Origin of the sequence: Sphingomonas sp. Y38-1Y (assembly GCF_032391395.1) — a bacterium.
Classification (GTDB): domain Bacteria; phylum Pseudomonadota; class Alphaproteobacteria; order Sphingomonadales; family Sphingomonadaceae; genus Sphingomonas.
Genome location: NZ_CP135916.1, coordinates 2,525,312 through 2,551,763 on the forward strand (window position 1 = coordinate 2,525,312; position 26,452 = coordinate 2,551,763).

21 protein-coding genes and 1 pseudogene are annotated in these 26,452 nt (G+C 67.4%); 6 read left to right on the forward strand and 16 right to left on the reverse strand.

The window, feature by feature from the left end; all coding sequences use genetic code 11:
- Nucleotides 1-74: 74 nt before the first annotated feature.
- Both gatA and gatC read right to left on the reverse strand, forming a co-directional pair.
- The gene (gene gatA, locus RS883_RS12040) at nt 75-1,559 is read right to left on the reverse strand and encodes an Asp-tRNA(Asn)/Glu-tRNA(Gln) amidotransferase subunit GatA (RefSeq protein ID WP_315760436.1); all 1,485 of its coding nucleotides are present in this window, start codon (nt 1,557-1,559) and stop codon (nt 75-77) included.
- The gene (gatC, locus tag RS883_RS12045) at nt 1,556-1,843 is read right to left on the reverse strand and encodes an Asp-tRNA(Asn)/Glu-tRNA(Gln) amidotransferase subunit GatC (protein WP_315760437.1); all 288 of its coding nucleotides are present in this window, start codon (nt 1,841-1,843) and stop codon (nt 1,556-1,558) included. The genes gatA and gatC overlap by 4 nt, the downstream gene beginning before the upstream one ends.
- A 129-nt stretch (nt 1,844-1,972) precedes the next feature.
- On the opposite strand from gatC, the gene RS883_RS12050 reads away from it, so the two are divergent.
- Nucleotides 1,973-3,073, forward strand: coding sequence for a DUF3089 domain-containing protein (locus RS883_RS12050; protein ID WP_315765102.1), 1,101 nt, complete (start codon nt 1,973-1,975; stop codon nt 3,071-3,073).
- Complete coding sequence (ruvX, locus tag RS883_RS12055) at nt 3,070-3,540, forward strand: Holliday junction resolvase RuvX (protein ID WP_315760438.1); 471 nt, start codon at nt 3,070-3,072, stop codon at nt 3,538-3,540. Before RS883_RS12050 ends, ruvX begins: the two co-directional genes overlap by 4 nt.
- A gap of 47 nt (nt 3,541-3,587) precedes the next feature.
- Here ruvX and RS883_RS12060 read toward each other — a convergent pair whose 3' ends face one another.
- From RS883_RS12060 to RS883_RS12070, 3 genes are all read right to left on the reverse strand, one after another.
- Nucleotides 3,588-3,938 carry an endonuclease domain-containing protein gene (locus tag RS883_RS12060; protein WP_315760439.1) on the reverse strand — a complete coding sequence of 117 codons (351 nt, stop codon included), beginning with the start codon at nt 3,936-3,938 and terminating at the stop codon, nt 3,588-3,590.
- A 72-nt stretch (nt 3,939-4,010) separates the two neighbouring features.
- Complete coding sequence (locus tag RS883_RS12065) at nt 4,011-4,736, reverse strand: esterase/lipase family protein (RefSeq protein ID WP_315760440.1); 726 nt, start codon at nt 4,734-4,736, stop codon at nt 4,011-4,013.
- Nucleotides 4,697-5,353 carry a TIGR02117 family protein gene (locus RS883_RS12070; RefSeq protein WP_315760441.1) on the reverse strand — a complete coding sequence of 219 codons (657 nt, stop codon included), beginning with the start codon at nt 5,351-5,353 and terminating at the stop codon, nt 4,697-4,699. The genes RS883_RS12065 and RS883_RS12070 overlap by 40 nt, the downstream gene beginning before the upstream one ends.
- A 38-nt stretch (nt 5,354-5,391) precedes the next feature.
- Between RS883_RS12070 and phhA the strand changes: the two genes are divergently transcribed.
- Nucleotides 5,392-6,267: a phenylalanine 4-monooxygenase gene (gene phhA, locus RS883_RS12075; protein WP_315760442.1), complete on the forward strand. Its 876-nt coding sequence runs from the start codon at nt 5,392-5,394 to the stop codon at nt 6,265-6,267.
- Here phhA and RS883_RS12080 read toward each other — a convergent pair.
- From RS883_RS12080 to RS883_RS12090, 3 genes are read right to left on the reverse strand one after another with little or no spacing between them, the layout of a single operon-like run.
- Nucleotides 6,249-7,922 carry a sensor histidine kinase gene (locus tag RS883_RS12080; protein WP_315760443.1) on the reverse strand — a complete coding sequence of 558 codons (1,674 nt, stop codon included), beginning with the start codon at nt 7,920-7,922 and terminating at the stop codon, nt 6,249-6,251. The genes phhA and RS883_RS12080 overlap by 19 nt on opposite strands.
- Complete coding sequence (locus RS883_RS12085) at nt 7,922-9,796, reverse strand: putative bifunctional diguanylate cyclase/phosphodiesterase (RefSeq protein WP_315760444.1); 1,875 nt, start codon at nt 9,794-9,796, stop codon at nt 7,922-7,924. The genes RS883_RS12080 and RS883_RS12085 overlap by 1 nt, the downstream gene beginning before the upstream one ends.
- A gap of 59 nt (nt 9,797-9,855) precedes the next feature.
- Nucleotides 9,856-11,814, reverse strand: coding sequence for a S9 family peptidase (locus RS883_RS12090; RefSeq protein WP_315760445.1), 1,959 nt, complete (start codon nt 11,812-11,814; stop codon nt 9,856-9,858).
- Nucleotides 11,815-11,951: 137 nt separating this feature from the next.
- Between RS883_RS12090 and RS883_RS12095 the strand changes: the two genes are divergently transcribed.
- Nucleotides 11,952-12,914 carry a glycoside hydrolase family 43 protein gene (locus tag RS883_RS12095; RefSeq protein WP_315760447.1) on the forward strand — a complete coding sequence of 321 codons (963 nt, stop codon included), beginning with the start codon at nt 11,952-11,954 and terminating at the stop codon, nt 12,912-12,914.
- Nucleotides 12,915-12,921: 7 nt separating this feature from the next.
- On the opposite strand, the gene RS883_RS12100 is transcribed toward RS883_RS12095, so the two are convergent.
- Together RS883_RS12100 and RS883_RS12105 are read right to left on the reverse strand one after the other, a co-directional pair.
- Nucleotides 12,922-14,067, reverse strand: coding sequence for a cellulase family glycosylhydrolase (locus RS883_RS12100; RefSeq protein WP_315760448.1), 1,146 nt, complete (start codon nt 14,065-14,067; stop codon nt 12,922-12,924).
- A gap of 22 nt (nt 14,068-14,089) precedes the next feature.
- Nucleotides 14,090-15,226 (reverse strand): aldose epimerase family protein, encoded by a 1,137-nt coding sequence (locus tag RS883_RS12105; RefSeq protein WP_315760449.1) that lies wholly within the window; start codon nt 15,224-15,226, stop codon nt 14,090-14,092.
- Nucleotides 15,227-15,414: 188 nt separating this feature from the next.
- Between RS883_RS12105 and RS883_RS12110 the strand changes: the two genes are divergently transcribed.
- Nucleotides 15,415-18,213 (forward strand): TonB-dependent receptor, encoded by a 2,799-nt coding sequence (locus RS883_RS12110; RefSeq protein WP_315760450.1) that lies wholly within the window; start codon nt 15,415-15,417, stop codon nt 18,211-18,213.
- The gene (locus RS883_RS12115; protein ID WP_315760451.1) at nt 18,213-19,184 is read left to right on the forward strand and encodes a family 43 glycosylhydrolase; all 972 of its coding nucleotides are present in this window, start codon (nt 18,213-18,215) and stop codon (nt 19,182-19,184) included. Before RS883_RS12110 ends, RS883_RS12115 begins: the two co-directional genes overlap by 1 nt.
- 93 nt (nt 19,185-19,277) lie before the next feature.
- Here the strand turns inward: RS883_RS12115 and RS883_RS12120 are convergent.
- The 6 genes and pseudogenes from RS883_RS12120 to RS883_RS12145 all read right to left on the reverse strand — a co-directional run.
- Nucleotides 19,278-20,306, reverse strand: a pseudogene (locus RS883_RS12120) (glycoside hydrolase family 43 protein); the annotation flags it as partial.
- Nucleotides 20,303-21,370 carry an arabinan endo-1,5-alpha-L-arabinosidase gene (locus RS883_RS12125; protein ID WP_409977345.1) on the reverse strand — a complete coding sequence of 356 codons (1,068 nt, stop codon included), beginning with the start codon at nt 21,368-21,370 and terminating at the stop codon, nt 20,303-20,305. The pseudogene RS883_RS12120 and the gene RS883_RS12125, both read right to left, overlap by 4 nt.
- A gap of 397 nt (nt 21,371-21,767) precedes the next feature.
- The gene (locus tag RS883_RS12130) at nt 21,768-22,757 is read right to left on the reverse strand and encodes a TniQ family protein (protein ID WP_315760453.1); all 990 of its coding nucleotides are present in this window, start codon (nt 22,755-22,757) and stop codon (nt 21,768-21,770) included.
- Between the two features lie 126 nt (nt 22,758-22,883).
- On the reverse strand, nt 22,884-23,498 hold the full coding sequence (locus RS883_RS12135) for a hypothetical protein (RefSeq protein WP_315760454.1): 615 nt from the start codon (nt 23,496-23,498) through the stop codon (nt 22,884-22,886).
- Nucleotides 23,498-25,774: a ThiF family adenylyltransferase gene (locus RS883_RS12140; protein ID WP_315760455.1), complete on the reverse strand. Its 2,277-nt coding sequence runs from the start codon at nt 25,772-25,774 to the stop codon at nt 23,498-23,500. Before RS883_RS12140 ends, RS883_RS12135 begins: the two co-directional genes overlap by 1 nt.
- The gene (locus tag RS883_RS12145) at nt 25,767-26,450 is read right to left on the reverse strand and encodes a hypothetical protein (RefSeq protein ID WP_315760456.1); all 684 of its coding nucleotides are present in this window, start codon (nt 26,448-26,450) and stop codon (nt 25,767-25,769) included. The genes RS883_RS12140 and RS883_RS12145 overlap by 8 nt, the downstream gene beginning before the upstream one ends.
- Nucleotides 26,451-26,452: the final 2 nt, after the last annotated feature.

The window sequence follows — 26,452 nt, forward strand, 5'->3', positions numbered from 1 at the left end:
GTGTCGAGCGAAGTCGAGACACGTTGCCACTGCCGACCGCTTCTCGACGATGCTCGAAGCGAACGGACGCGAGATCACCACCACTTGTCGGCCCGAGCGACGAACCCCGCGCGCTGCTCGATCGCGAGCCCGGCGTTCAGCACACCCTGCTCGTCCAGCGGCCTGCCGATCACCTGCAGGCCCAACGGCAGCCCGCTCGCGTCCGACCCACCCGGCACGCTCATCGCGGGCAGCCCGGCCAGCGACGCCGGCACCGTGAACACGTCGTTCAGGTACATCGCCAGCGGATCGGCCTGCTTCTCGCCGAGCGCGAACGCCGCCGACGGCGCGGTCGGCGTCAAGAGCACGTCGCACTGCGCCCAGGCCCGCTCGAAATCCTGCGCGATCAGCGCACGGACCTTCTGAGCCTGCGTGTAATAAGCGTCGTAGAAACCGGCCGACAGCACATAGGTGCCGATTAGAATCCGCCGCTTGACCTCGTCGCCAAAGCCCGCCGCGCGGGTTGCGGCGTACATGTCCTGAAGGTTGGCGCCCTCTGGCAGTTCGCGCTGGCCGTACCGCACGCCGTCATAGCGCGCGAGGTTGGACGACGCCTCGGCTGGCGCGACGATGTAATAGGCCGGCAGCGCGTATTTGGTGTGCGGGAGCGAGACCTCGACGATCTCCGCGCCGGCATCGCGCATCCATTCGATGCCCTGCGTCCACAGCGCCTCGATCTCGGCGGGCATGCCGTCGACGCGATACTCCTTGGGAATGCCGACGCGCTTGCCGCTCATGTCGGGCGAAAGCCCCGCTTCCCATGCCGGCACGGGCAGGTCGAGCGAAGTCGCGTCTTTCGCGTCGAAGCCCGACATCGCCTCCAGCATGATCGCACAGTCGCGCACGTCGCGCGCCATCGGCCCCGCCTGGTCGAGCGACGAGGCGAAAGCGACCGTGCCCCAGCGCGAGCAGCGGCCATAGGTCGGCTTGATGCCCGAGATGCCAACGAACGCCGCCGGCTGGCGGATCGAGCCGCCGGTGTCGGTGCCGGTCGCCGCCGGGCACAGTCGCGCCGCGATCGCCGACGCGCTGCCGCCCGACGATCCGCCAGGAGTCAGCGCGGCATTGCCGCCATCCCGGCGCCGCCAGGGAGAAATGACGTTGCCGAACGCGCTCGTCTCGTTCGACGATCCCATCGCGAACTGGTCGAGGTTGAGCTTGCCCAGCATCCCCGCGCCCGCGTCCCACAGCTTCTGCGAGACGGTGGATTCGTAGGTGGGGGTGAACCCTTCGAGGATGTGGCTGGCCGCGGTGGTCTGCACGCCCTTCGTCGCGAACAAGTCCTTCATGCCGATCGGCACGCCCGCCAGCGGCTTGGCCGTCTCGCCCGCGGCGCGCGCCCGGTCGGCGGCATCGGCGGCGGCAAGCGCGTGGTCGGGGGTGTCGACGATGAACGCGTTGAGCACCTTGGCCCCCGCCACCGCCGCGTTGAACGCCTCGGCCGCCTCGCGCGCGGTGAAGTCGCCCGCACGAAACCCGTCGCGAAGGGCGGCGACGCCCAGATCGGTCAACTCGGTCATTCGATCACCTTCGGCACCGCGAAGAAGCCATGCTCCGCCTGCGGCGCGTTTGCCAGCACCGCTTCGCGAACGCCGCCGTCGGTGACGACATCGTCGCGCAGCCGCAGCGTATTGGGGATGACCGCGGTCATTGGCGCGACGCCGCTGGTATCGACCTCGCCCAATTGCTCGATCCAGCCCAAGATGTTGCCGAGCTCGGGTGCGAGGCGGTCGGCCTCGGCATCGGTGATCGCGATCCGGGCAAGCCCCGCGATGCGTTTGACGGTGTTTGTGTCGACGGACATGAAGGCGCGGCTAGCATCCGGGTTGCCCCTCATCAAGCACCGCCACGGTTGCAGCTTTCGCAAACAAGCGGCATCGGATCGGAATTGCCGCTCGGCGGTTCATGCTGCATTGCACAATGGAGGCCCAAGCTGGCCCGTAAATTCCTCTATCTGGTTGCTGTCCTGATCGTGCTCGCCATCGCCGCCACCTTTGCCTATCGCCTGTTCGGCGTGCAGCTACTGCGCCAGACGATGGTGCCGACGACTGCGTTCCAGGCGCTGCCCGCGACCGCCAGCGATGCCTATGCCAAGGCCGACATGTGGATCGCGCGGCCCGACAAGCCCGGCAATCCTGCGCTCTGGACGCCGCCGGGCGTGCAGCCGGGTGCGAACCCGCGCGCGGCGGTGTTCTTCATCCACCCGACCTCGTACCTCGATCGCGCGCAGTGGAACGCGCCGCTCGACAACCGCGACGCGAACAATCGCGCCGCGCTGTTCCTTCGTGGCCAGGCGTCCGCCTTCAACGAGGTCGGGGCGATCTGGGCACCGCGCTATCGCCAGGCGACGTTCGGCGCGTTCCTCACCAATGCCGATGCCGCGAACAAGGCGCTCGACCTCGCCTATGGCGACGTGCTCGCCGCCTTCGATCGCTTCGTGGCGGAGGCGGGCGATCGCCCGATCATCCTCGCCGGCCACAGCCAGGGCGCGCTTCACCTCACCCGCCTGCTCAAGGATCGCATCGCCGGCAAGCCGCTCGCCCGCCGGATCGTCGCGGCCTATGTCGTCGGCTGGCCCGTCTCGCGCACCGCCGACCTGCCGGAGATGGGCCTGCCGGAATGCCGCACCGCCGATCAGGCAGGCTGCATCCTCTCCTGGCAGAGCTTCGCCGAGCCCGCCGACCCGTCGCTGATCCTCGACACCTTCGATGCGACGACGGGCTTCAACGGCACGCGCCGCGCGGGCACGCCGATGGTCTGCACCAATCCGCTGACCGGCAACGCCGGCGACGCCGCGCCCGCCAGCGCCAATCTCGGCACGCTGTTCCCGTCCGCCGACCTCACCAGCGCGACCCTTGAAAAGGGCCGCGTGCCGGCACGGTGCGAGGGGCGCGGTCTCCTGATGATCGGCAGCGGCCCGGACCTCGGCAATTACGTGCTGCCGGGCAACAACTATCACGTGTTCGACTACAGCCTGTTCTGGGGCAACGTCCGCGCCGACGCCGCCCGCCGCCTTCAGGCGTTCGGCGCTTGATCGCGACGCTTGCGGCCGATTTCGCCGACGCGCTGCCGGATGGCGGGCGGCTGATCGGGCTCGACGTCGGCACCAAGACGATCGGCACCGCACTCTGCGACGCAGGCTGGAGCTTCGCCAGCGCCGCCCCCCTCGTCCGCAGAACCAAGTTCACCGCAGACAAGGCCGCGCTCGTAGAGCTCGTCGCGAGGCAGTCGGTCAAGGGCATCGTCATCGGCCTCCCCCTCAACATGGACGGCACCGACAGCCCGCGCACCCAGTCCACGCGGGCGTTCGCGCGCAACCTTCTCGATCTCGGCCTGCCGATCCTCCTCTGGGACGAGCGCTGGTCGACCGTCGCGGTCGAGCGGCTGATGATCGAACAGGATCTCAGCCGCGCCAAGCGCGCCGAACGCGTCGATTCGCTCGCGGCGGCGCACATCCTCCAGGCCGCGATCGACGCCCTCGCAAACGTGCCCCACCCATAAAGCCCCTCTCGCTTGCGGGAGGGGTTGGGGAGGGTCTTCCTCCTTCTTCAGTCCGCAGGCTTGGCAAGCTCCGCACGCAAAACCGCGATAACGCCCTCAAGATTCTGAAGAACATCGTTGTTCCAGAAGCGGATGACGCGAAAGCCTCGCGCTTTTAGGAACTCTGTTCGGCGCCTATCCACTTCAGGATCATGCTGCCCTCCATCAATCTCGACGACCAGCATTGCTTCGAGACACGCGAAGTCGACGACATACGGCGCCAGCGTATGCTGGAAGCGAAACTTGAACCCGTCGGCCTGGCGATTCCGCACCGCTTGCCAGAAACGATGCTCGGCCTCGGTCCGCTCGCGGCGTAGCCGGGCCGCATGCGGGCTGATCTGGCGGCGGACCAAAGCCATCGTTCGACTATGCCCTTCGCGTAGCAGAAGAAGAAGGCCCTCTCCCAACCCTCTCCCGCAAGCGGGAGAGGGCTAAACGCGGCTTGCCAACGCCATCGCCACCGCGCGCCACACCTCCGGGTTGAACTGCACCCAGATGTGGCTCGATCGCACCTCGACCGCGTCGCAATCCTCGCCGCGGCAGATCGCGCCGCCGACCAGGCCGTCGCTCGCGCTCCAGATCGCGGTGATCGGCACCGGCAGCGGCCGCGCCGCTTCCTCGACCAGCGCGCGCACCGCCGGATCCTCGACCCGCGCGCCCGACAGCGCCTGATAGGCGCGCCACACCCGCGTCGCGGTGGGCGGGCCGGCAAAGGGCGAGCTGATCGTCACCACCCGCGCCACCAGATCGGGCATCCGCTGCGCCGCGATCCGCGCCATCAGCCCGCCCAGACTGACACCCACCAGCGTCACCGGCGCCCCATGCCGCACCGCCATCGCCTCGACCCGCGCGAACAGCCGCGCGCCGTCATGCCCGATCGCCCGCTGCCCCAGATTGCGCCCCAACCCCCAGCCCTCGACCGCATAGCCAAGCGAGGCGAGGTACCGCCATAGCGCCACGTTCGATCGGTCGGAGTTGAACAGCCCCGGCAACAGCATCACCGGCTGCCCGCGCCCGCGCGGCGCCTGCCTCAAGCTGGGATACGCCGCCGCCAGCCGTGCGACGCCGGCCGCACCGCGCGGCACCTCGGTCAGCGTATAGCGCCAAGGCGGCGGCGTCAGAGCCACCGCATCACCCCGCCCGGAAACGGCGTCCACCGTCCCATCCTGACCCCCGCCGCGCGCAGAGCCTCGCCCGTCCAGGCGTTGCACGTGCGGATCGCGCTGTAATGTCCTCGCGCCGGATAGAACGCGTCCCAGCCGCCATAGCCATGCACCGCCGTCCCCTCTCCCACGCTCGCGCGGACGAAGCCGACCAGCCGCGCGACCTGATCGGGCCGAAGCAGCACCCGACGTACCGAAGCACCCCCACGCGGCGGCGGCACATGCTCGACATGCAGCACCGTCGCGTCGCTTCCCACCGCCGCCGCCGCAACGGTCGAGAGGCTGAGGTCACTCCAGGTCGGGGTGCCCAGATAGAAGGCCCGGTCGCCCCATCCGATCGCCAGCCAGCCATGCCGGGCATAGCGCGGATCGGCCAGGTCCTCGCCCGCGAACCGCGCCAGCAGGTCGGCCGGCAGCACCGCCTTCGGCAACACAATGCCCGTGTGGATGCCGTTATCCTCGACATAGACGGCGATGCCCTCCACCGCCCGCGCCTCCGCCCCCGGCGCCGCGATCGCACCGCCGACCCAGCCCGCGACCAGATAGCTTTGCGCCACGATGGCGACGAGCAGCAGCAGTCCGGCGAGCGTGCCGAGGAGCTTTCCTTTCAAGCTGTTCAGTTTGCGCGGCATGCGCTTATATTTCCCTCATGACCGCCGAAACCCACATCCACGCCGCACCGCCAGAGGGCGCCGCCGCCGACTGGACCATCTCACAAAACTGGGACGCGTTCACCGCCGAAGAACATGGCGTCTGGGACACGCTGTTCGAGCGGCAGGCAAAGCTGCTGCCCGGCCGCGCGTCGAGCGCCTATCTTCGCGGGCTGGAGGCGCTGCGCCTGTCCGAAAGCGGCATTCCCAATTTCGAGGATCTGTCCGAACGGCTGATGAAGCTCACCGGGTGGCAGGTCGTGGCCGTGCCCGGCCTCGTCCCCGACGATGTGTTCTTCGAACACATGGCCAATCGCCGCTTCGTCTCTGGCAACTTCATCCGCCGACGCGACCAGCTCGACTACCTTCAGGAGCCCGACGTCTTCCACGACGTGTTCGGTCATGTGCCGATGCTCGCCGATCCGGTGTTCGCCGACTATCTCGCCGCCTATGGCCGTGGTGGCCTTCGCGCGCTGGAGCTCGGCGCGCTGCCGCAGCTCGCGCGCCTCTACTGGTACACGGTCGAGTTCGGGCTGGTGCAGGAAGAGGACGGCCTGCGCATCTTTGGCGCGGGCATCGTCTCATCCTCGGCCGAAAGCATCTTCGCGCTCGACGATCCCAGCCCCCACCGCATCGGCTTCGACCTGGAGCGGGTGATGCGCACCGAATATCGCATCGACGATTTCCAGCAGAACTACTTCGTCGTGCCAAGCTTCGAGGAACTGCGGCGCGTGACCGTCGAGACCGACTTCGCGCCGCTCTACGACCGTATCCTGCCACTCCCCTCGATCCCGGTCGCCAAGCTCATCGACAGCGACCACGTCATTCACCGCGGCACCCAGGCCTATGCGGGGGCTCAAGCGGCGGCCGACTGACGCGGGGCGGCGGGCAGCGTCAGGATCGCGCGCGCGCCCTGCCCCGGCCCGTCGCTCTCCAGCGCCAGCGTCCCGCCCATCGCGTTGGCGGCGTTGGCGCACCAGTGGAGCCCCAGCCCGCCCGCCTTGTCCGACCGTGTCGAAAAGCCGCGCTGGAACAACTGACGCGCGCTTTCGCGATCGAACCCCTCACCCGTATCGGCGATGGTCATCACGATCCGCTCGCCGCCATCCTCGATCGAGACTGTGATCCGCCCCTCGCGGCCGCCCGCGACGATCGCCTCGACCGCGTTGACCAGCAGGTTGCCGATGATCTGGCTCAGCACCACGCGATTGGCGATCGCCCAATGCGCCTGTGTCGGCAGCTCGACCGCGGTCGGCATCTCGCCGGCAAATTGCGCGATTGCCGCGGTCTGGGTCACCAGTTCGGTCAACTCGCATGGTGCCAGATGCGGCCGTTCCTGTGCCTCCGATTGCTGCCGCCCGATGATCGCCAGCGCATGCCGCATCGAGTCGCGCCCGACCTCCAGCCGCGCCAACCGCTCCTCCCGCGCCTGATCCTCGCTTGCGAGCGCCGCGGCGACGAACGCGGACAGCTTGCGTCGCCTTGCGACCGGGATCGCGTCGCCCGCCAGCTCCGCCAGCGCCCGCCGGACCAGCGCGCGATCGACCGACGCCGGCTGTGCCAGCCCCTGCGACAGGATCGTGCTGATCGGCGTCAGCGCGTTGCGGACATTGTGGATCATCGCCGCCGCGCTTTCCGACTGGCCCAGGCGATAGGATTGCGCCTCGACCCGCTCGCGAAGATCGGCAAGCTGGCCGATCATCGCGTTGAAGCTGCGCGTCACCCCGCCGATCTCGTCCGCGCGCGGTTCGCCTGGCAGCGGTGTCATCGTCCCCGACGCGCGCACCGCCTGGATATGCGCCTCCAGCCGGCTGAGCGGCTGCAGCACCAGCGCGGTGATCGACCGCCGCAGCACCGCCAGCACGATCAGCAGCAGGAGGGTCGACCCGCCCACCGCCAGCAACAGCATCCGCTGCCCCAGGTTCGACAGGTCGCGCGGAACGCCCAAGCGCAGATGGCCCATAACCCGCCCGTCGCTGTCGATCAGTGGCAGTGCGGCGTCCAGCCGCCCTTCGGACCGCTGCAGCGAGGGGAGCGCGCCGGTCCGTCGATCATAGCCGATGGTCAGCCCCGTCTCTCGCGCGATCGTCGCCGCGGGCAGGATGCGGACCGCGATCATCCGGTCGCCGCGCGCGACGATGGCGACCCGGTTGCCCCACGCCACGAAACGCAGCGTCGTCATCGCCGGGGATGGCAGCGGCAGCGGTGCCACGCCCTTCCGCCAGATCGTCGCGTGGGTGGCAGTGTCGATCAGCGCGTCGACACCGTGCGATCCGGGCGCGTCCCCCGGGCCCGCGGCCCAGGCGGCGCCGATCGTGCGCCCGCCTAGTTCGGACAGCGTCGCCGCCACCCGCCCGCGCTGCGCAATCGCGGCTTCCTCTTCCAACCGGTCGAAGCTCGGCGTGATGATGAGCGCCAGCAGCAGCGTGATCGCCACCGACCCGAGCAGGCCGACGCCCGTCAGGATGGTGACGAGCTGCGCCCCGAGCGATTCGCCGATCCAACGTCCACGCGCGACCCGCGCGAGCATTATCCGTAGGTTCCGCTTCCGGGCAGCGTCTCCGCCACGGGATCGCTCTCCCCGAAGAAGCGAGAGGTCGCGATCTCCAGCGACCGCGCCGCCTCGACCGGCCGCGACAGATGATATCCCTGCAAATGACTGGCGCCCGCGACGCGCAGCGCCTGCACCTGGGCGTCGGTCTCGACGCCCTCCGCCACGACCTCCAGGCCGAGCGCGCGGCCCAGATGCACGATCGAATGGACGATCGCCGCCGACTCGCGCTCGCGACCCATGCCGTCGATGAAGCTCTTGTCGATCTTCAGGCAATCGAGCGCGAACTTGCGGATGTTGTAGAGGCTGGAATAGCCCGTCCCGAAATCGTCGAGAGCGATGCGGAAGCCCATCTGGCGGAGGCGATACAGCGTCTCTGCCGCGCGTTCGGCGTCGTCGAAGATCGCCGTCTCAGTGATCTCGATCTGAAGGCGCGAGGGCGAAATGCCGGCTCTGTCGACCCGCTCGACGATATGGCCGACGAAATTGGGACGGCGGAACTGGCGCGGGCTGAAATTGACCGAGACATACTGCCCCGGCCACTTCTCCAGCATCGTCAGCGCCTCGGCCAGCACCCAGTCGCCGAGCTCGTGGATCAGGTTCGATTCCTCGGCAATCGGGATGAACATCGCCGGGCTGATCGTGCCGTATTCGGCGCTTTCCCAGCGCATCAGCGCCTCGAACGCGACGACCTCCAGCGTGTCGCGGGAAACGATCGGCTGATAGACGAGCCGCAACTCGCCCTGCTCGATCGCGCGCGACAGGCCGCTTTCGATCGCACGGCGGAAACGAATCGATTCGTCCATGCTCTCGTCGAACACGCGCACGCCGCCGCGGGCGTTCTTCTTGGCGTCGTTGAGCGCCAGGTCGGCGCGGCGCATGACGTCGATCGGATCGGCATGGCTCTCGGCCTCGACCACCACCAGGCCGACCGAGGCACTGCCCTGCACCGAATGGCCGAAGATGCGGAAATTGGCGGAACAGGCGTGGATCATCCGCTCCGCTTCCATCACCGCGGCGTCGATGCCGCCGGTCGGATAGAGCATCGCGAACTCGTCGCCGCCCAGCCGCGCGACCATGCCGCCATCGGGCACCTGCTGCTGGAGGATGTCGCAGACGCGGCGGATCAGCTCGTCGCCGGCCAGATGGCCGAACGTGTCGTTGACCAGCTTGAAGCGGTCGAGGTCGAGCATCGCCATCGCGAAACACTCGTCGGCGCGCACCCAGCCCGACAGCGAGCGGATGAAGGCGAGCCGGTTGGGCGCGTCCGTCAGCGAATCGTGGTTGGCAAGGTGCAGCGCCTTCATCTCGTTGGCGGCCAGCTCGTGCGTCTGCTCCTCGAGGATCAGCACCTTTTCCGCCAGCGCGGCGCGCGTCTCGGCAAGCTCGCGGTCGACGTGCCAGCGCTGGGTCAGCGCGGTCGCGGTCTGGACGATCTCCTCGACCTCGAACGGCTTGGCGATGAAGAACAGCTTGTCGACCGATCCCGCGACGCGCCCGATCTCGATCGGGGCGTAGTCGGAATAGCCTGTCACGATAACGAGGTTGATGTCGGGATCGATCGCGCGGATGCGCCGCGCGGTTTCGCGTCCGTCGATGCCGGGGGGCATCCGCACGTCGATGAAGGCGACGGCGAAGCGATCCTCGCCCGCCGCGGCGACCAGGTCGACCGCTTCCTGTCCCTGATGCGCGTGAACCAGGTCGAAGACGGGTGCCGCCGGCTCCGCGCCATCGTGCGTGCCGAACAGCTCACTCGCCATCTGGCGAAGCGTGCCGTCACCCTCGCCGGCCGACAGGCACTGGCGATAGCTGTCGTGCATTCCCGCTTCGTCGTCGACAATCAGAATGCGCACCCGCCGCTCCCCCTATGCTCGAACTTGCACGGGGGTAAGCGGACAGGGTTAACGGATGCCTACTGCGGCGCTTGTCCGTTGAACAACTTGCGCAAAAAGACGGTTTCGACTTCGCGGCGAAGGTCGTTGTTCTCCTTCTTCTGGAAACCATGGCCCTCGTCGCTGAACAGGACGTACCAGGTATCGACGCCCTGCCCGCGCAACTTGGCGACGACCTGATCGCTTTCGAACTGCGGCACGCGCGGGTCCTGCGCACCCTGCATGACCAGCATCGGCTTGGTGATCCTGGGCAGGTTCGCCATCGGCGCGATGCGCGCGAACACCTTGGCCATCGCGGGATCGCGCTCGTCGCCATATTCGGCGCGGCGATTGTCGCGGCGATACGCCTCGGTCCGCTCCAGGAAGGTGCGGAAGTCGCTGATCCCGTATCGCTCGACCCCGCCGACCAGCCGCTCGCTGTAATGCGTCATGACGGCCAGGCTCATATAGCCGCCATAGGACTGGCCATAGACCGCAACCTTGCCCGCATCGAGGCTCGGCTGAGCCCTGATCCAGTCGAGCAGCGCGCCGATGTCCTTGACCGAATCCTCGCGCTTCTCGGCATTGTCGAGGTTGAGGTAGCGCTTGCCGTATCCGTCGGAACCGCGGACGTTGGGCAGGATCACCGTCGCGCCCAGCACATCGGCGAAGTATTGCGCGCCGTAATTCCAGATCGGCCGCGTCTGCGCTTCCGGCCCGCCATGGATGTCGATGATGACGGGCGTCCGCGTGCCCGCGGCGACGTTCTTGGGGCGATAGACGAAGGCGGGGACCGACAGACCGTCGAACGACTTGAAACGGATCAGTTCGGGCTCGGCAAGCGCTGCGGGATCGAGGTCGCCAAGCTCGCTGAACGTCCAGCGTGCGATCGGTCCGCCCGCCACCGCGTCGAAGCTCCAGACGTCGCCCGCCGATGTGGCGCTCGTCAGCCCCACCGCGATCCGGCGATCGTCGGGCGCGAACTTGAGCGCGGTGACGACGCCCTTCGGCAGCTCGGGCTGCGGCAACGCGCGGCGCGTGACGCGGTCCTGCACGACGACGCGGCTGAACCCGTCCTCGTTGACGGCATAGGCGAGGATCCGACCGTCGCCCGAGAGGTCATAGCTTTCGACGTCCCACTTGAGGCCGGGCGCCAGCACCCGCTCCGCGCCGGTCGCCAGGTCGATCTCGACCAGCCGGCGCACGTCGCTGTCGCGATCCGAAATGGCGATCAGACTCTTGCCTCCGGGTAGGAAGCGCGGATCCTCGTAGCGGGCGGTGGGCGCCTTGGGCGCGATCCGCGTCGCCTGTCCGCTCGCCAGGTCGAGGAGGAAAAGCTGGCTCTCCCGGTTCGAGATCGAGCGCTGGAAAACGAGCTTCGACTTGTCCTCACTGAGGTCAGCAGGGGCCACCGCGCCCTCTGCCTTGTAGAGCTCGCGCCGGGCGCCCGGCTGGTTCGGATCGGCGGCCAGGATCGTGTAGCCCGCCGCGCCCTTGGTCGCGCGTGCCCACACCGCCAGGCTGCCGTCCTTCGACAGCACCAGCGACCCGTTGCGCGTCCCTGGCTCGGTCAGCAGCGCCTCCGGCCCGGTCAGCCCCTTGACCGCGAGCTGGAACCACTCGTCGCCGTCCGTATCGCGCGTCAGGATGAAGCGGCGGTCGGCGCCGGGCAGCGCGGTCGCACCGGCGACCGGGCTGTCATAATAGGTCAGCTGCCGCCGCGTCGCGCCCGCCGCCGCCACCTGATGCAACTGCGCGGTGCTCCCGAACCGCGTGGTGATGAGCATCGTGCCGTCGGGCAGCCAGTCCTGGAACTCCGCCGACCGGCTGTTCTGGTACCGCTGCACCGCCGCGCGCACGTCGTCGGGGATTTCGGGCACGTTCTGAAGCGTCGCGGTCCCCACCTGCCGCGTCTGGACCCCCGCGGGCGGCTGCGCCTGCTGGGCGGCGAGCGGCGAGGCGAGCATCGTGGCGGCAAGGAACAACGGCATCAGACGCATCGGCAACCCTTCGGCTTTGAGGATGCGCAGGGTTGTAGGAGGCCGGGCCACGGCGCCGCAAGCTTGCTTTTGTCGGCGATGTCCGGCCCTTGTGGGCAGTCGGGAAGCCGGAGAGGATCGAGATGAAACTAGCGGCCATGTCTGTCCTTGCGGCCTTGGCCGTTGCGGGCGCCGAGGAGCGAACGCTCGTCAATCCGATCCTGCCGTCCGGCGCGGATCCGTGGGTCGTCGAGGCGAATGGCACCTTCTACTTCATGGCGACGCGCGGCGATCGGCTGGCGATCCGGGCGACGCGCGACCTCGCCCGGCTGGCCGCCGCGCCAGAGCAGGTGGTTTGGCGTGCGCCGGCGAGCGGGCCCAACAGCGCCTCGATCTGGGCGCCCGAGCTGCATCGCATCGATGGCCGCTGGTTCATCTACTATACCGCCAGCGACAAGGCGGCCGACGACGATGCGCACCGCGGCATCTGGGTGCTGGAGAACCGCTCGCCCGATCCGCTGAAGGGGCAGTGGATCGACCGCGGGCGCATCAACACACAGCGTGCCGGCATCGACGGGACCATTTTCGTCGCGAACGGCCGGCGATACTTCGCCTATTCGCCCTATGTCGGTCCCGACAGCGTCATCGCGATCGCGCGCATGGCCAACCCCTGGACGCTGGCCGGGCCGGAAGCGATCATCGCGCGTCCGGACCAGCCCTGGGAGCGGCAGGGCGGCCGTCAGATCCTGGAGGGCCCGGCCTTTCTCGCCGCCCCGGATGGCACGCTGCACCTGGCCTATTCCGGCAGTGCCTGCTGGTCGGACGACTATGCGCTGGGGCTGCTGACCGCAAAGCGCGGCAGCGATCCGATGAAGCCAGATAGCTGGCGAAAGGCGCCGCGACCCGTCCTCGCCAAGTCACCCGCCACGAACGTCTGGGCGCCCGGGCACAACGGCTTCTTCACGGCGCGCGGGCGCAGCTGGATCATCTATCACGCCAATGCCGCCGCCGATCAGGGCTGCGGCGCGCGCCGCGCCCCGCACGTCCAGGAGATCCGCTGGACCGCCGACGGCAAGCCGGTCTTTCCGGTGCCCTCCAGCGGTCCCGCACCTGCGCCCTGAGCGTCGTTCAGTCCGCCCGCGCGCTCGTCATCGGCGGCACCACACCCTTCGGCGCGGCCGTCAGTCGCCGGATCAGATCGACCTCGGCCTGGCGATAGGGCTTGCCGTCGGCGCGGAACACCTCGTGGAACCAGATCGTCGGCTCGGCCAGGACATAGGGCTTTTGCCAGCTGTCCCACGGGTATCGCGTCTGCGTCTTACCATCGACGAAGCCCCAGTTCATCATCGCGACGTTGTATCGCTTGCCGATCGGCAGCGACCCGTCGAACGTCGACCCGTTACCGCGCGCCATGTATTCGGTACACAGGATCGGGCGGTTGTACGGCAGGAGCTGGCGGATGCGCCGCTCGAACGTCTCCGGCCAGTTATAGTCGTGGAAGGTGATGACGTCCGACTGGCCGAGCTGCAGCCGCTCCATCGGCGACGCCTTGCCGCCCGGCGTCCAGTCCTCGCCGATCCACACGCCGGAGGTGATGGGCTGCGTCGGGTTCGCGTCGCGCGCCCATTCGAACACCTGCGCCAGCAGCGCACGGACCAGCGGCTCCTTGCCCTCCTGCCCCTTATACTGGTCCGCGCCGTTGTCGGGCTCGTTCCACAGGTCCCAGCCGAGCACGCGCTCGTCGCGCGCGAACGCGCCGATCACGCCCTGGACATACGCCTTGTAGGCCGGATAGCGGCTCTTGTCGCGAAGCCCCGCCATGCCCGGACCCTGCACCCAGCCCGAATTGTGGACGCCGGGGATCGGCGGATGCTGCGGCCCGAGCTTCGGATTGGGGTCCCAGCAGCTGTCGAACAGGACGAACAGCGGCTTGATCTTGTGCCGCGCGGCGATCGTCAGGAACTCGTCGATCCGCCGCTTGAACCCCTCGGCATCCTGCGCCCAGAGCTGGTCGTGGAGGAACACGCGCATCGTGTTCATGCCGATCCCCTCGGCCAGGGCGAACTCCCGATCGATCTCGGCAGGGTTCCAGGTGTCCGCCTGCCACATCTCCAGCTGGTTGATCGCGCTGGCGGGCGCGTAGTTCGCGCCGACCAGCCAGGGCTGGCGATCGTACCACGCCTTGGCCTGTGCCGGAGTCCAGCGGTCGCGCGCCTCTGCGGGCATGGCGAGGATGGTGAGCGAGGCGAGCAGCCCCGCGACGATGCGCTTCATCTGTTTCTCCCTGGTCGCGCGTTCAGCGTTCGACGAACAGCCGATAGGTCATGACGTTGCGATAGGTCTGTCCGGGTGTCAGCCGGACCGACGGAAAGCCCCTCTGGTTGGGCGCATCGGGAAAGATTTGCGGCTCCATGACGATCGCGTCCCCCATGCGCAGGATCGCGTTCTTCTTGGCCTTGATCGTCCCGTCGAAGAAATTGCCGGAATAGAATTGCAGCCCGGGCTGGTTCGACCACAGCTCGAACCCGCGGCCGGAGCCCGGATCGACGACGCGCGCCATCAGATGCTCGCCCGGCGTCACGCGATCGCCGATCACCCAATTGTGATCGTAGCCGCCGCCATATTCGATCTGCGGATCGCTCGCGTCGCGGACCCGGTCGCCGACCGCGCGGGGACGGCGAAAGTCGAAGGCGGTACCCGCCACCGACTTGTGCCCGCCGGTCGGGATCGACGTCGCATCGGTCGGCGTGAAGCGATCGGCGGGGATCGTCACGACATGCCCCATCGCGCTGCGCGGGCTGCCGACGCCGGCCAGGTTCCAATAGGCGTGGTTCGACAGGTTGACCACGGTCGGCCTGTCGGTGGTCGCGCGATATTCGATCGTCAGGCGATTGTCCTCGCCCAGCGAATAGGTGGCATAGGTCGTCAGCGTGCCCGGATAGCCCATGTCGCCGTCCGGACTGACATAGCGCAGCGTCACCGACGCCGTCGGCCCGCTCTTCACCTCGGCCACGTCCCACAGCACCTTGTCGAAGCCCTTGGTGCCGCCGTGCAGCGAGTTGGGCCCGTTGTTGACGGGCACCGAGTATCGCTTGCCGTCCAGCGTAAAGCGCCCCCGGGCGATGCGATTGGCGACGCGCCCGACCGTGGCGCCGAAGAATTCGGGCTTGGCCAGATAACCGTCGATCGTGTCGTAGCCGATCTGCACGTCCTCGATCGTGCCCTTGCGATCAGGCATCCTCAGCGCCTGGATCGAGGCGCCGAGCGCGATGATCGTGGCCGAAACGCCCTTGCCGTTCGACAGCGTGACCGCGGCGACGGGGCGGCCGTCGGGCATCGCGCCGAACGTCGACCGCTTCGCCTCACCCGCGAACGCGGGATGCGCGACTAGCGCCCATGCCGCCACGCCGATCGCCCAGTGCGTGCGCCTCATCCTGCTCCCCTCACCTTATCCCGACCTCGTAGCCGGTACGGAATCGGATCGTAGCGCGTGGGTTTTTGGTTACACAAGCCGGCTAGATCGAATAAATAAGATAAAAGCATATTGTCGCCGCTTCGAGCTTCAAATATGTCTGAGTTATCCAGGTGGAAAACCGCCGGGCGGCACGAAGGGGAGAGATGATGAAGGCCAAGACGTTCATGCTGGCGACGGCGTCGCTGATCGCCGTTGCGGGTACCCCTGCGCTCGCGCAGAGCGGTGCGCAGGAAACGCCCAAGCCGGAGACCGCGTCCGACCAGAGCGCCAATCCCGCTTCGCCCGCACCCTCCGTTCAGGAAGGCGCGGCAGAGGATGGCGAGATCGTCGTCACCGGCCTTCGCCGCAGCCTCGAATCGGCTCAGGCGGTGAAGCGCAACTCCGACGGGATCGTCGATGCGATTGTCGCCGAGGATATCGGCAAGCTGCCCGACACCTTCGCCTCCGCCGCCCTTGCGCGCGTGACCGGCGTTCAGGTGACGCGTGGCGGCGGCGAGGCGGCGGGCGTGCAGGTGCGCGGCCTTCCCGACATCAGCACCACCTATAACGGGCGCGAGATCTTCACCGCCGAAGGGCGCTTCGTGCAGATCCAGGATTTCCCCGCCGGCACCGTCGCCGCGCTCGAAGTCTACAAGTCCGGCACCGCGAACCTGATCGAGGGCGGCATCGGTGGCCAGATCAACGTGCGCGGCCGTCGCCCGTTCGACTTCAACGGGTTCGAACTGTCGGGCTCGCTCAACGGCGTCGCCTGGCATCAGTCGGGCGACCTGTCCTGGAACGGCAACCTGCTGATCAGCAACCGCTGGGACACCGGGATCGGCGAGATGGGCCTGCTGGTGAACGCCAGCTATGTCGGCATCAACTTCCTCGATTCGACGCGCGAGCAGTCGCTCGTCATCGGTACGACCAATGAGGGCAATGCGCCCGGCGCCGCCAACGTCCGTTTCCCCGACGCGCAGGGCCTGTTCTATGGCTATGGCGACCGCTTCCGCCCGTCGGCCAACGCGGCCTTTCAGTGGAAGCCGACGCCCGAGCTCGAAATCTATGTCGACGGGCTGTTCCAGGGCTATCGCGGCAAGGACGAGAACCGGTTCCTGTTCTTTCCGATCTTCGGCGGTCCCGATTTTCGCCTCAGCAACGTGACGACGCGGCCGGGTACCAACATCGCCCAGAGCGCGACGGTGACGGGCGCCAATGCGCCCGACGGCTATTATGGCGCGGCGCAGGGCCACACCGACACCTATCAGGTCGGCGGCGGCGCGACGTGGAAGAAGGGCGGGCTGCAATTGTCGGCGGACGTCGCCTATACCGACAGCAAGTACACATTCGACCTCAACAACATCGACCACGCCTTCCGCACGTCGCCAGTGCGCGACGTGATCTTCGAAGTTGACGGCAACGACGGCGGCCCCAGCCTCAGCTTCCGCGATTTCGACGTGACGGACCCGAACAATTTCCTCAGCCGCGGCTTCTTCCAGGAAAACCTGGTCGTGACCGGCAAGGACATTCAGGCGCGCGCTGACGCGCAGTATGATTTCGACGGCGGCTTCATCAAGCGCATCCAGGCAGGCGTGCGCTACAACGACCGCGACGCGACGCGCGACCGCGGCTCGCTCTACATCTTCAACCTGCCGGCCGGCATCCCGCTGACCGCGCTACCCGTCGACATCCAGTCGACGCGGCCGGGCTTCGACTACAACAACGCCTTCCCGATCCGGACCTTCGCGGCGATCCCGGCGGACAGCATCCGCGACAATCTGGCCGCGCTCCGCGCCTTTTATGGCGCGCCGGAGGGCCAGCCGCCGTTCAACCCCACCGAAAACTTCGTCGCCAACGAACGGTCCTATGCCGCCTATGCGCAGGTGAAGTACGGCTTCGATCTCAGCAGCGACATCAGCCTCGACGGCCTGATCGGTCTGCGCGCGGTCAAGACCGAGACGACGATCAGCGGCTTCGTTCAGAACAATACCGACAACCCGCCGACCTTCTCGCCGATCACGGCCGAGAACGACTATACCGACTATCTTCCGAACGCGAGCGCGCGCTTCAACATCGGCGGTGAGGTGCAGTTTCGCCTCAACTATACGCAGACGCGCACGCGGCCGAACTTCTTCGACCTCAACCCGACGCTCACCGTCGGCCCGCCGCCGACGATCGACCCCAACAACCCGCCCAACCCCAACGATCCCAACAGCAACCTGCGCTTCATCAGCGGCGGCAATCCCAATCTTCGTCCGCTGACGTCGGACAATTACGACATCAGCCTCGAATGGTATTTCTCGCGGTCGGGGTCGCTGACGGGCGCGCTGTTCCGGCGCGATGCGAACGGCTTCATCAGCCGCATCCAGCTTGCGCCGGTCGATGTCGGCTATGGGCCTTCGCGCCTCGACCTGCCCGAAAATACCGGCAGCACGCGCTTCCAGGGTGCCGAGATCGGGTTCACCAGCTTCCTCGACATCGAGGGCATTCCCGATTGGGCGCGCGGCTTCGGCATTCAGGCGAACGCGACGTACATCGATTCGAAGGGCGACCTGAACACCACGCTCGCCAGCGCGCCGAACATCGACGGGCGCCAGGTGCGCTTCAACGGCGTTTCGGAATGGGCGGGCAACCTCGTCGGCCTGTACGAGAAGCCCTTCTTCTCGGCTCGCCTCGCCTACAACTACCGCTCCGACTTCGTGCAATTCTACAGCCAGGAGCCGCTCGACGTCGGGGCCGACGGCAGCCCGCGCACGCGCGGCGTGATCGAGCGCGGGCGCGGCCAGCTCGACTTCTCGACGACCGTGACGCCGATCCCCAACGTCACGTTCGCCTTCGACGTGGTCAACCTGCTCGGCAATCCGCTCCGCCGCTATCGCGAGTTCAACGACGCGGGCGACGACTATACCCGGCAGGTTCTGTATCTCGAGCGGACCTATTCGTTCGGCGTGAGGTTCCGGTTCTGATGATGAAGAAGCTCGTGCTCGCCTCCGTCGTGATGCTCCTGGGGGCCGCCGCGCCGGCGCCCCAGGGCAACCCGCAGTTCCAGGGCGCCGATCCGCACGCGCTGATGATCGGCGGCGAATTGTGGGTCTTTCCCACCGGCGGCCCGGTCGGCGCGTGGGATGCCGACCGCTTCCACGCCTTCTCCTCGCGCGATCTGAAAAGCTGGCGCGACCGGGGCGAGCTTCTCAACCGCAAGTCGATCCGCTGGGTCCGCGACGACGGCGCGCCCGAGCGGTTCCTCTGGGCGCCTGGCGTCGCTCAGGCCAACGGCAAATGGTACCTCTACTACTCGCTCGGCCCCAACACGCCCAAGTTCAGCCATATCGGCGTCGCCGTCTCCGACCGGCCCGAAGGACCCTATCGCGACAGCGGCAAGCCGCTGCTGACCGGACGCCAGGGGTTCGAGGCGATCGATCCGATGGTCTATGTCGATCCGAAGACCGGCACGCCCTATTTCTATGCCGGCGGCAGCGCGGGCTCGACGCTGCGCGTGTTCGAGCTCAATCGCGACATGGTCTCGATCAAGCGCGAGATCGCCGTCGCCAACCCGCCCCAATTCACCGAGGGCGCGTTCATGCACGAGCGCGGCGGCACCTATTATCTTTCCTACAGCCACGGCCGCTTCAACGGCGCGAGCTATTCGGTACACTACGCCACCGGCCCGTCGCCGACCGGACCCTTCACCTATCGCGGCGCGATCCTGACCAGCGATGCGACGCACAAGGGGCCGGGCCATCACAGCTTCGTGACCACGCCAAAGGGCGAGACGCTGATCGTCTATCATCGGTGGGAGAATCCGCCCGGGCCTGAACCCTTCAAGGGCGAGCGCCAGATCGCGATCGATCGCGTCACCTATGCGCCCGACGGCAGCATCCGGCCGATCCGGATGACCGACGGCGCGGCGGCACCGACCCTGCCCGCGCGGCGTTAACCCCTTCGACCGGGCGGGCCCCTTCCCCCTAAACCCGCCTCAGCCTCGACCGGCCCGGCAGTTTCGCGCTGCCGGGTCTTTTTCGTTTCAGGCAAGCGGGCCGTTGGCGACCGGCGGATCGAACAGCGGCACCCCCTTGGCATCATAGCGGACCGGCTGGACCCGCGTGTGCCGGTTGGGGTCGAACAGCGGATCGCCCGTGATCTTCTCATAATCGCGCGCGTGGAAGACGAGCATGTCGCGCCCGCGCTCGTCGACGGTGAAGCTGTTGTGGCCGGGACCGTAGATCCGGTGCACGGGCGAGGTCTTCATCACCGGCACCGGCGACTTGGTCCAGGCCGCCGGGTCCATGATGTCGGCATCGTCGCGCGCCGTCAGCATCCCCAGGCAATAGCGCGCATCGGTCGCGCTTGCCGAATAGGTCACGAACAGGCGCCCGTTGCGCACGAGCAGCGCCGGCGCCTCCGCCACCTTGAACCCCTGCACCTCCCAGGGCAGCTCCGGAACCGTCAGCCGCGCGGGCTTGGCGGCGAGCGTCAGCGGCGTCGCCAGCGGCGCGAGATAGAGGTTGGAGTTCGTCTCGATCCCCGGCTCGCGCTGTGCCCAGGCAAGATAGCGGGTGCCGCGGTGGACGAAGCTCGTCGAATCGAGGTTGAAGCTGTCCCACGGCGTCTGCAGCTGGCCCAGCACCGACCAGCCGCCCGTCATCGGGTCGGGTCCGTCGCAGACAACGGCATAGGTGCGGATGCGGAACACGTCCTCGCCCCCGCCGCTTGGTCCCGCGGCGAAGTACATGATCCAGCGCCCGTCGATCCTGTGCAGCTCGGGCGCCCAGAGGAAGCCCGACATCGGCCCCTTCGCCTCGTGCCGCCACAACACCTTCTCCGGCGCGGTGGTCAGCCCGCCGATCGTGCGCGACCTGCGCAGGACCAGCCGGTCATATTCGGGCACCGACCCGGTCATGTAGTACCAGCCGTCGTCGTGCCGAAAGACCTGCGCATCGGCTCGGTTCCTGACGAGCGGATTGACGATGCGGGCTTGCCGCTTCTGCGCGAATGCCGCGGATGCGGCGGTCGCGGCGATGCCGCCGATCATCAGGCGGCGCGAGATCGTGATCGTCATGGCTTCTCTCCCACGCCGGCGATCGCCGGCCATCCATCCGCGCTCCAGCGAAGCGCCGCCACGCGCAGCGTCGGCGCGCCTTTGTTGTCCCGGTCATAGGCGTGATAGACGAGGCGATCGACGCCGTCCCTGCCGCGATGATGGCCCGCATGGCCGGGACCGCGAAACCGGCCCTTCTCCTCCAGATCCGCGCGCAGCAGGACCGTACCGCCGCCCTCCAGCATCGAGCTGCCGTCCTTGCCCCGGTACGGCCCGGTGATCGCCTTCGATCGGCCGATCACGGTGTAGTAGGTGCTGCTGACGCCCTTGCAGCAATAGTCGTAGCTCGCGACCAGATAGTACCAGCCGCCGCGCTCGAAGAGGTAAGGCGCCTCGATCGCCGAGGGCGCGCCCGCCGGGACCGGACGGCTGGCGAGCGCCAGCGGCCTTCGCGACGGATCGAGTGGCTTGCCCGTGCGGCGATCGAGCTCGACCAGCTTTAGCCCGCTCCAGAAGCTGCCGAACGCCAGCCAGTGCCGCCCGTCTCGATCGGCGATGAACGCCGGATCGATCGCGTTGTAATCGTCGCCCGGTCGCGACGCGAGCACCAGCCCCTCGTCACGCCAGCCATAACCACGCTTGGCAGGATCGAGCGTCGTGCTTGTCGCCAGCCCGATCGCCGAGCGGTTCGATCCGAAGGTCGAGACCGAGTAATAAAGCCGATATCGCCCGTTCACGAACGAGATATCGGGCGCCCAGAGATTGCGCGCGCCGGGGACCGCCTGCGTCGCCCATTCGGGCAGGCTGGCGAAGGGCGGCGTTCCTGTGCGCCACTGCGCCAGGTCGCTCGACACGCGCTCGGCGAGCAGGCCTTGCCCCTCCTTGCCGATCCCCGTCGAGAAGACGTGCCACTCGCCGTCCTCCTGGATCAGCACCGGATCGTGGACGGGTCGGACGTCGCTCTCGACCACCGGTGTCTGCGCCGCGCTGGCGGATGCCAGCAACACGCCGAGGCAAAGGCATCCGGCAGTTTGGCGTGATCGATGCGGCGACGGTCGGGATGAACGAACTCGCTTCGACACCATGACCTCCCCAACGCCGCCTTTGATTACTCCTACTGTTTGCAAGTTTGCCGCACGCGCAAGGGTGCGGTTTGAGCGTTATCGCTACCATCGCATTTATCCGAACGTTGGTCCGAAACAGCGCACAGGAGCCCAAGAAATATCGAGACGACGAACCGGCCGGCGCGCTTGCGCCGGCTCGGTGTGGCCGTGTTAAAGGACATTGAAAAGCTGACAGATGCAGCCGCTTCACAAGGTGGTAGCGAGGAAAACGGCTTCCGGCGCAAATGACCTATTAGTTGACACTCCGCGTCCGGAAGGATGGGATCAGGGTCTTTCGACCGGTGCAATCATTATCTGACAGCTCCGCGTGCGTTCGAGTGCCCGGATTCATATTGTCGCCTGTGCGCGCTTCAGCTTTTTACCCAGCGGTGGAGCCGGAGGTTTCACCTCGCCCTGAACCTTCGTAGTACCGCTTCCATTCAGACCTGACCAGATCCCGGTCGATGAAGAGCCGCCGGCCTAGCAGCTTGCTGAGGCTGATGACCTCGCCGCGGCGGTCGGCTTCCTCGAACATCCAGCGGAGCTTGCGCGGCGTGAACGTCGCGTGTGTCTCGGCTTCCTCAATCAGCGCGGCGCGTGTGCGTGGGAGCGGGTAAGTCTTGAGCATCGACTGCAGCCCGGGAACACCTCGCGTCAGCATGCCCTGGGTAAAGCCCTTGCGTCGGGCAAGTGCCTTGAAGTCGGTCTCCGGCGACCAGCCGTCTCGATGGTCCTGGCTGCCGAGCATCGAGTGACCGTAGGTGGTGATGTCGCGGTATCGCATCATCGCCTCGCCGCTGAATGGGAAGGCGATCGCCTGCGCGTCGCCCCTGTGATCGGAGGCTGGCCTGTAGGTCATGTCGCGACCCCAGGTGACGTCGACATCGCTGGCGAGCAGGATTCCGCCATGTTCGAGGCAGATGAGACTGGTGACAAGCTGATGCCTACGAAGCCAGATCGGTGTTCCGTAGAGCCGCCGGCTCACGTCGTCGCATTCGGGGCAGTAGCGCAGGCGGTCAGGCCAGGGCAGAACCGCACGCGTGCCCTTCAACGTCCGCTGGATATTCTCCCCCGCAACCATCCGCCTTGCCAGTTCGTCATACTCCCCTCGCTCCCGAAGGGCCGTGTGGAAAGGCAGCAGGGTGTGATCCCTGACTATTTCGCTGACGGTGAGCGGAAGATCCGCACCGACAGTATCAGCAAGGCGCCCAATCTGCAGCGGCAAGTCGTAGGAAAACTTGATCGACTTCGTGCCGAACAGGTTCTCGTTCACGCGCCCCGTCCGGAGGCGACCCCAGCGCCCGTATCTCGCTACGATCGAATAGAGCAGCTCGTCCGGGTGGAACTGTGGGAGGAAGGCCAGCGGCAAGGCATCTCATCGCGAATCGGGGCGCACCATCCTTGACCACCGATCCTGAATTTTTCGTCCAGCCAAAACGCCGTCCGTTCCGCTACTCCTTCGACTGAACGGCCCTTCCAACCACAGAGTTACTTTTCATGCGGTGCCCACCTTCCGTGCGATGACGTTCCCGACCAGACGGACGGCCGCGTTCCGGGCGGACAGGGCCACGACGACATAGGCGAGCAGCATGCCGCCGCCGAGCATCAGGATGCGATCGAGGCCGTCGGGTGTCCATGCGAGCAGCACCGGCGTGACCAGCGCGAGGAGCGCCAGGAGGACGGCGCAATCACGAAGGATTAGAAAGCGCCGGTGGTTGTCGGCGATCGCGGGGTCGCTCTCGGTCGCCTTCAACCACTTATACCAGAGCGCGTTCTGCTCGGTCGGGTTCATCGGCGTGGAGGGAAGGAGGACAGCAAGGTCCGTCGGGTCCACGCGGGCGTCCTTAGGGGCGATGACGGTGAAAGCCCGGCAGCCTGGAGGCCGGTCGCGCAGCCGCCAGAAGACGAGCACCTCCTTCACTGATCGCGGAAACAGTTCCTGCAGGACGATCATCACGATCCCGGCCAGGCCGGCAAAGCCCGCGTGCTGCAGCAGGGTCTGGGCCTGCGTCACGCGATCGAGGCCTAGCAGCCCGGCCGCGGTGGCGTAGGCCACCACGATGGGGACGAGGTATTTCGTGTTGATGCCGGTCTTGAGCAGGTCAGCCATCACGGTAGCCTCAGATGCGCTTGGATGTCGTCCTGCGCGACGATGATCATCAGCGTGGGCCGCAGGTCCGGTGCGTCCTTCTCAGCGTGTGCGGTCATGGCGCGATCATCGCGGCCCGACATGTGCGCCGATCCGTCCGGGTGGCTGTGCCATGTGCCGCACAGATAGACGCGGCCGCGGGCAAGGCGGGTCAGTCGCCGCTCGGCGAGGGTGCCGCCCGCCTTGCCGAGCTCGAGCCTGGTCTCGGTCGCCGCCGACCCCGGCGGAAGGGATGAGGCGTGAATGACCGTGATCACCCGGCGCGTCGGATCCCAGCTGCCGTAGAGGTAGCCACCGGTCTCGGCCGGAAGCGCGGCCGTGCGCTCGGCTTCCAAGGCTGCGATCGCGGAAGCGGAGACGCGAATCTGCCAGTCGTCCGCGCTGGCGGGTCGCAGGACCGTGAACGGCGCGATCGGGACCCAACGCGCACCTTTCGGCCGTAGTCGTTCATCGAGCGGGTTTAGCAGGACGCCGGCTTCGCTCCTGTCGCCGAGGATGGCGGTGCAGGCCACCGAGGCCTGCTGCTCGACCGCATGCTTGGGCAGATGCACGGTCATGGACGTGCAGCCGAAGCCGTAGAGCAGCGGATCGGGGCCGAGCGGATGCCGATCCTCGTAGTTGAGCCAGGCCGCAACGTCGGGGTTGTCGGGCGCAAGCCCGATCGTCGCAAGCATCATGTCCGACAGTGTGGGCCCGCCGGGCGGCGAGACGAACGTCATTCCGAGGCGCCCCTCATGGTACATCTCGGTCCGGACGATGGTAGCCTCGGTCGAGCCCCTCAGTTCGTCCATTCGGAGCCGGACCTGTTCGTCCGCAGTGGCGTCGATGACGAGCCGGCCGCCGGTTCGGGCCTTGAGGACGTCGATTTCGACGGTCGCGATGTCGTCCTTCACCGCCTCGGACCTGCCCTCGTCGTGCCAGAGTGCGTCCGTCAGCCTCTTCGCCTGGTCGGCCTTGTTCGCGTACACGTCTCTGGTGCGAGCGGAATGGCGGGCGAGGTTGTGGGGGTGGATGCGATCCTTGTCCCACACGAACACGTCCTCCATTCCGGAGCGGGCGAGGTTGTCGTGTATCGCGCTGCCCAGCGCGCCGTGCCCAAGCAGCGCGACCGGCGGCAGCGGGTCGACACCGGCCACCCAGCGCATGAGCGATGGTCGTGGCGGATAGTCGCCGACGATCGTCTCGATGCGGGTGTCGGCGTCGAGGATGTCCTTGTTGAGATCCTGCGAGATCAGGAAGGCCCGCAGTTCGAGGCTCCGGGCCGCGGGGTCGTCGGAATAGCCGAAGAGGGCGCTCATGATTGGCGCCGGTCGCCACACTCCTATGATGACCACCATCGCCTTCCCGCCGAGTGGCGGCCGGTGGCACCGAAAGTCCACGTCGTTTTTCCGCAGTTCCAGGATTGCGGAGACGAAGGCAGCGTCAACGCCGATCGCCTTCATGCCCTCCAGCAGCTCGCCGCCGGTCCGCCAATTCTCGAACAGCGCGTCACGTTCGACGGCCAAGGGTTCGCGCCATACGAAGACCCATGGGATCGCGTGCCGCTCACCGCCGAAATTCCCGTTGTGATGGCCAATCGCCTTGGTGACGTCATCAGGCTGGAGGATCTGCGAGAAGACCGACACCTGCTTGCGGTCATCGTCATCGAAGCTGATCGCGACGCCCATCGCGCTGCCCGCATCGGGATAGGCGAACGCATGCTCTTGGAACGTGCGTGGCTCGAGCTGGCCCATCCGCAGCTTCTGGCCGACACCGAACGGGACAGGCTCCCATCCGTCCATCATCAGGGTGCCCGTCTTCGCGTCGCGCAGGAAGTCGCGCAGGCGGGTCATGATCGCCTCTATGCCGGCGCGCTCGTAGATCGGCTGGATGCCGCCGAGCGCCAGGCAGGGGGCCGCTCGGCACCCCGGCTCGCCCGAGCAGAGATGGCCGATCTTGCGCGGGAAGTCCTCGCGGTCGCAGAGCACGTTGTAGGGTGCCGTGCGACCGAAGGCGCGGCCCTCGCGATAGACGAAGTGGATGCGCTCCACCTCGCGCACGTCGGTCGCCGGTTCCTCAACCGTCGGCTCGGTCATGATGTCGAAGGTCAGAATCTCACCTTCGTCCAGGCGGCGCAGTTCGATGGACGATGCGACGACACCGGCGGACTGCGAAATGCGCGCGATCTCCAGCAGCTGGCTTAGGTCTGGCTCAGCGACGATCTCGCCATCGACCGGTTCGTCGCTGCCGTCAGCCATAGGAGCCGCCACCTCCGACCGCCGCGCCGCCGCCGCCGAGACCGACGGCCGCCGGCACCTTCGCGGGCGCGAGCGTCGGGCCGCCGCTGGTCAGGTTGAAGACGACATGGGCCGGAAGGTCCGAAGCTCCGTTGCCTCCGGTGCAGCGGAAGCGGCCTTCGACAGAACCCGTGACCTCGCCGGCATTGGCGAGGATCCGGAGATAGCGGCGCTTCGCGTGCCAAGACGGCGGCGTGTCGCCGCCCCGCACGACGCGCCGGCTGCTCGACACGACGTATCCGTTGCCACGCTGCTCGCCGAGCGCCTTCAACGCCTCGGCCGACTCGGTGAACTCCTCGTCCTTGCAGCCGCCGTTGAGCACCCGCCCGATCGATCGCCGCGAGCAGTGATGAGGAGCCACCAGGACGTGCCAAGCGAGATGGTCGGGGTTCTTGCGGTGAACATCCTTTTCCAATCTCTCGAGCACCTCGACCGAGGTGTCGCCGCAGGTCAGGATCAGGTTCTCGCCTCCGAACCGCCGGATGGTCCATTGGATGACCAGGCTGGTCGGGTTCGAGGAAGCCGGAGGGCAGCCCTCCGCGGTCTTCGGAATGTCCCACTCGGCAGGCGTCGGCGCCAGCAGGCGCCACTCGAAGTCGGTGGCGATGGCGCCGGTGGTGAACCGGCTGGTGTCCATCA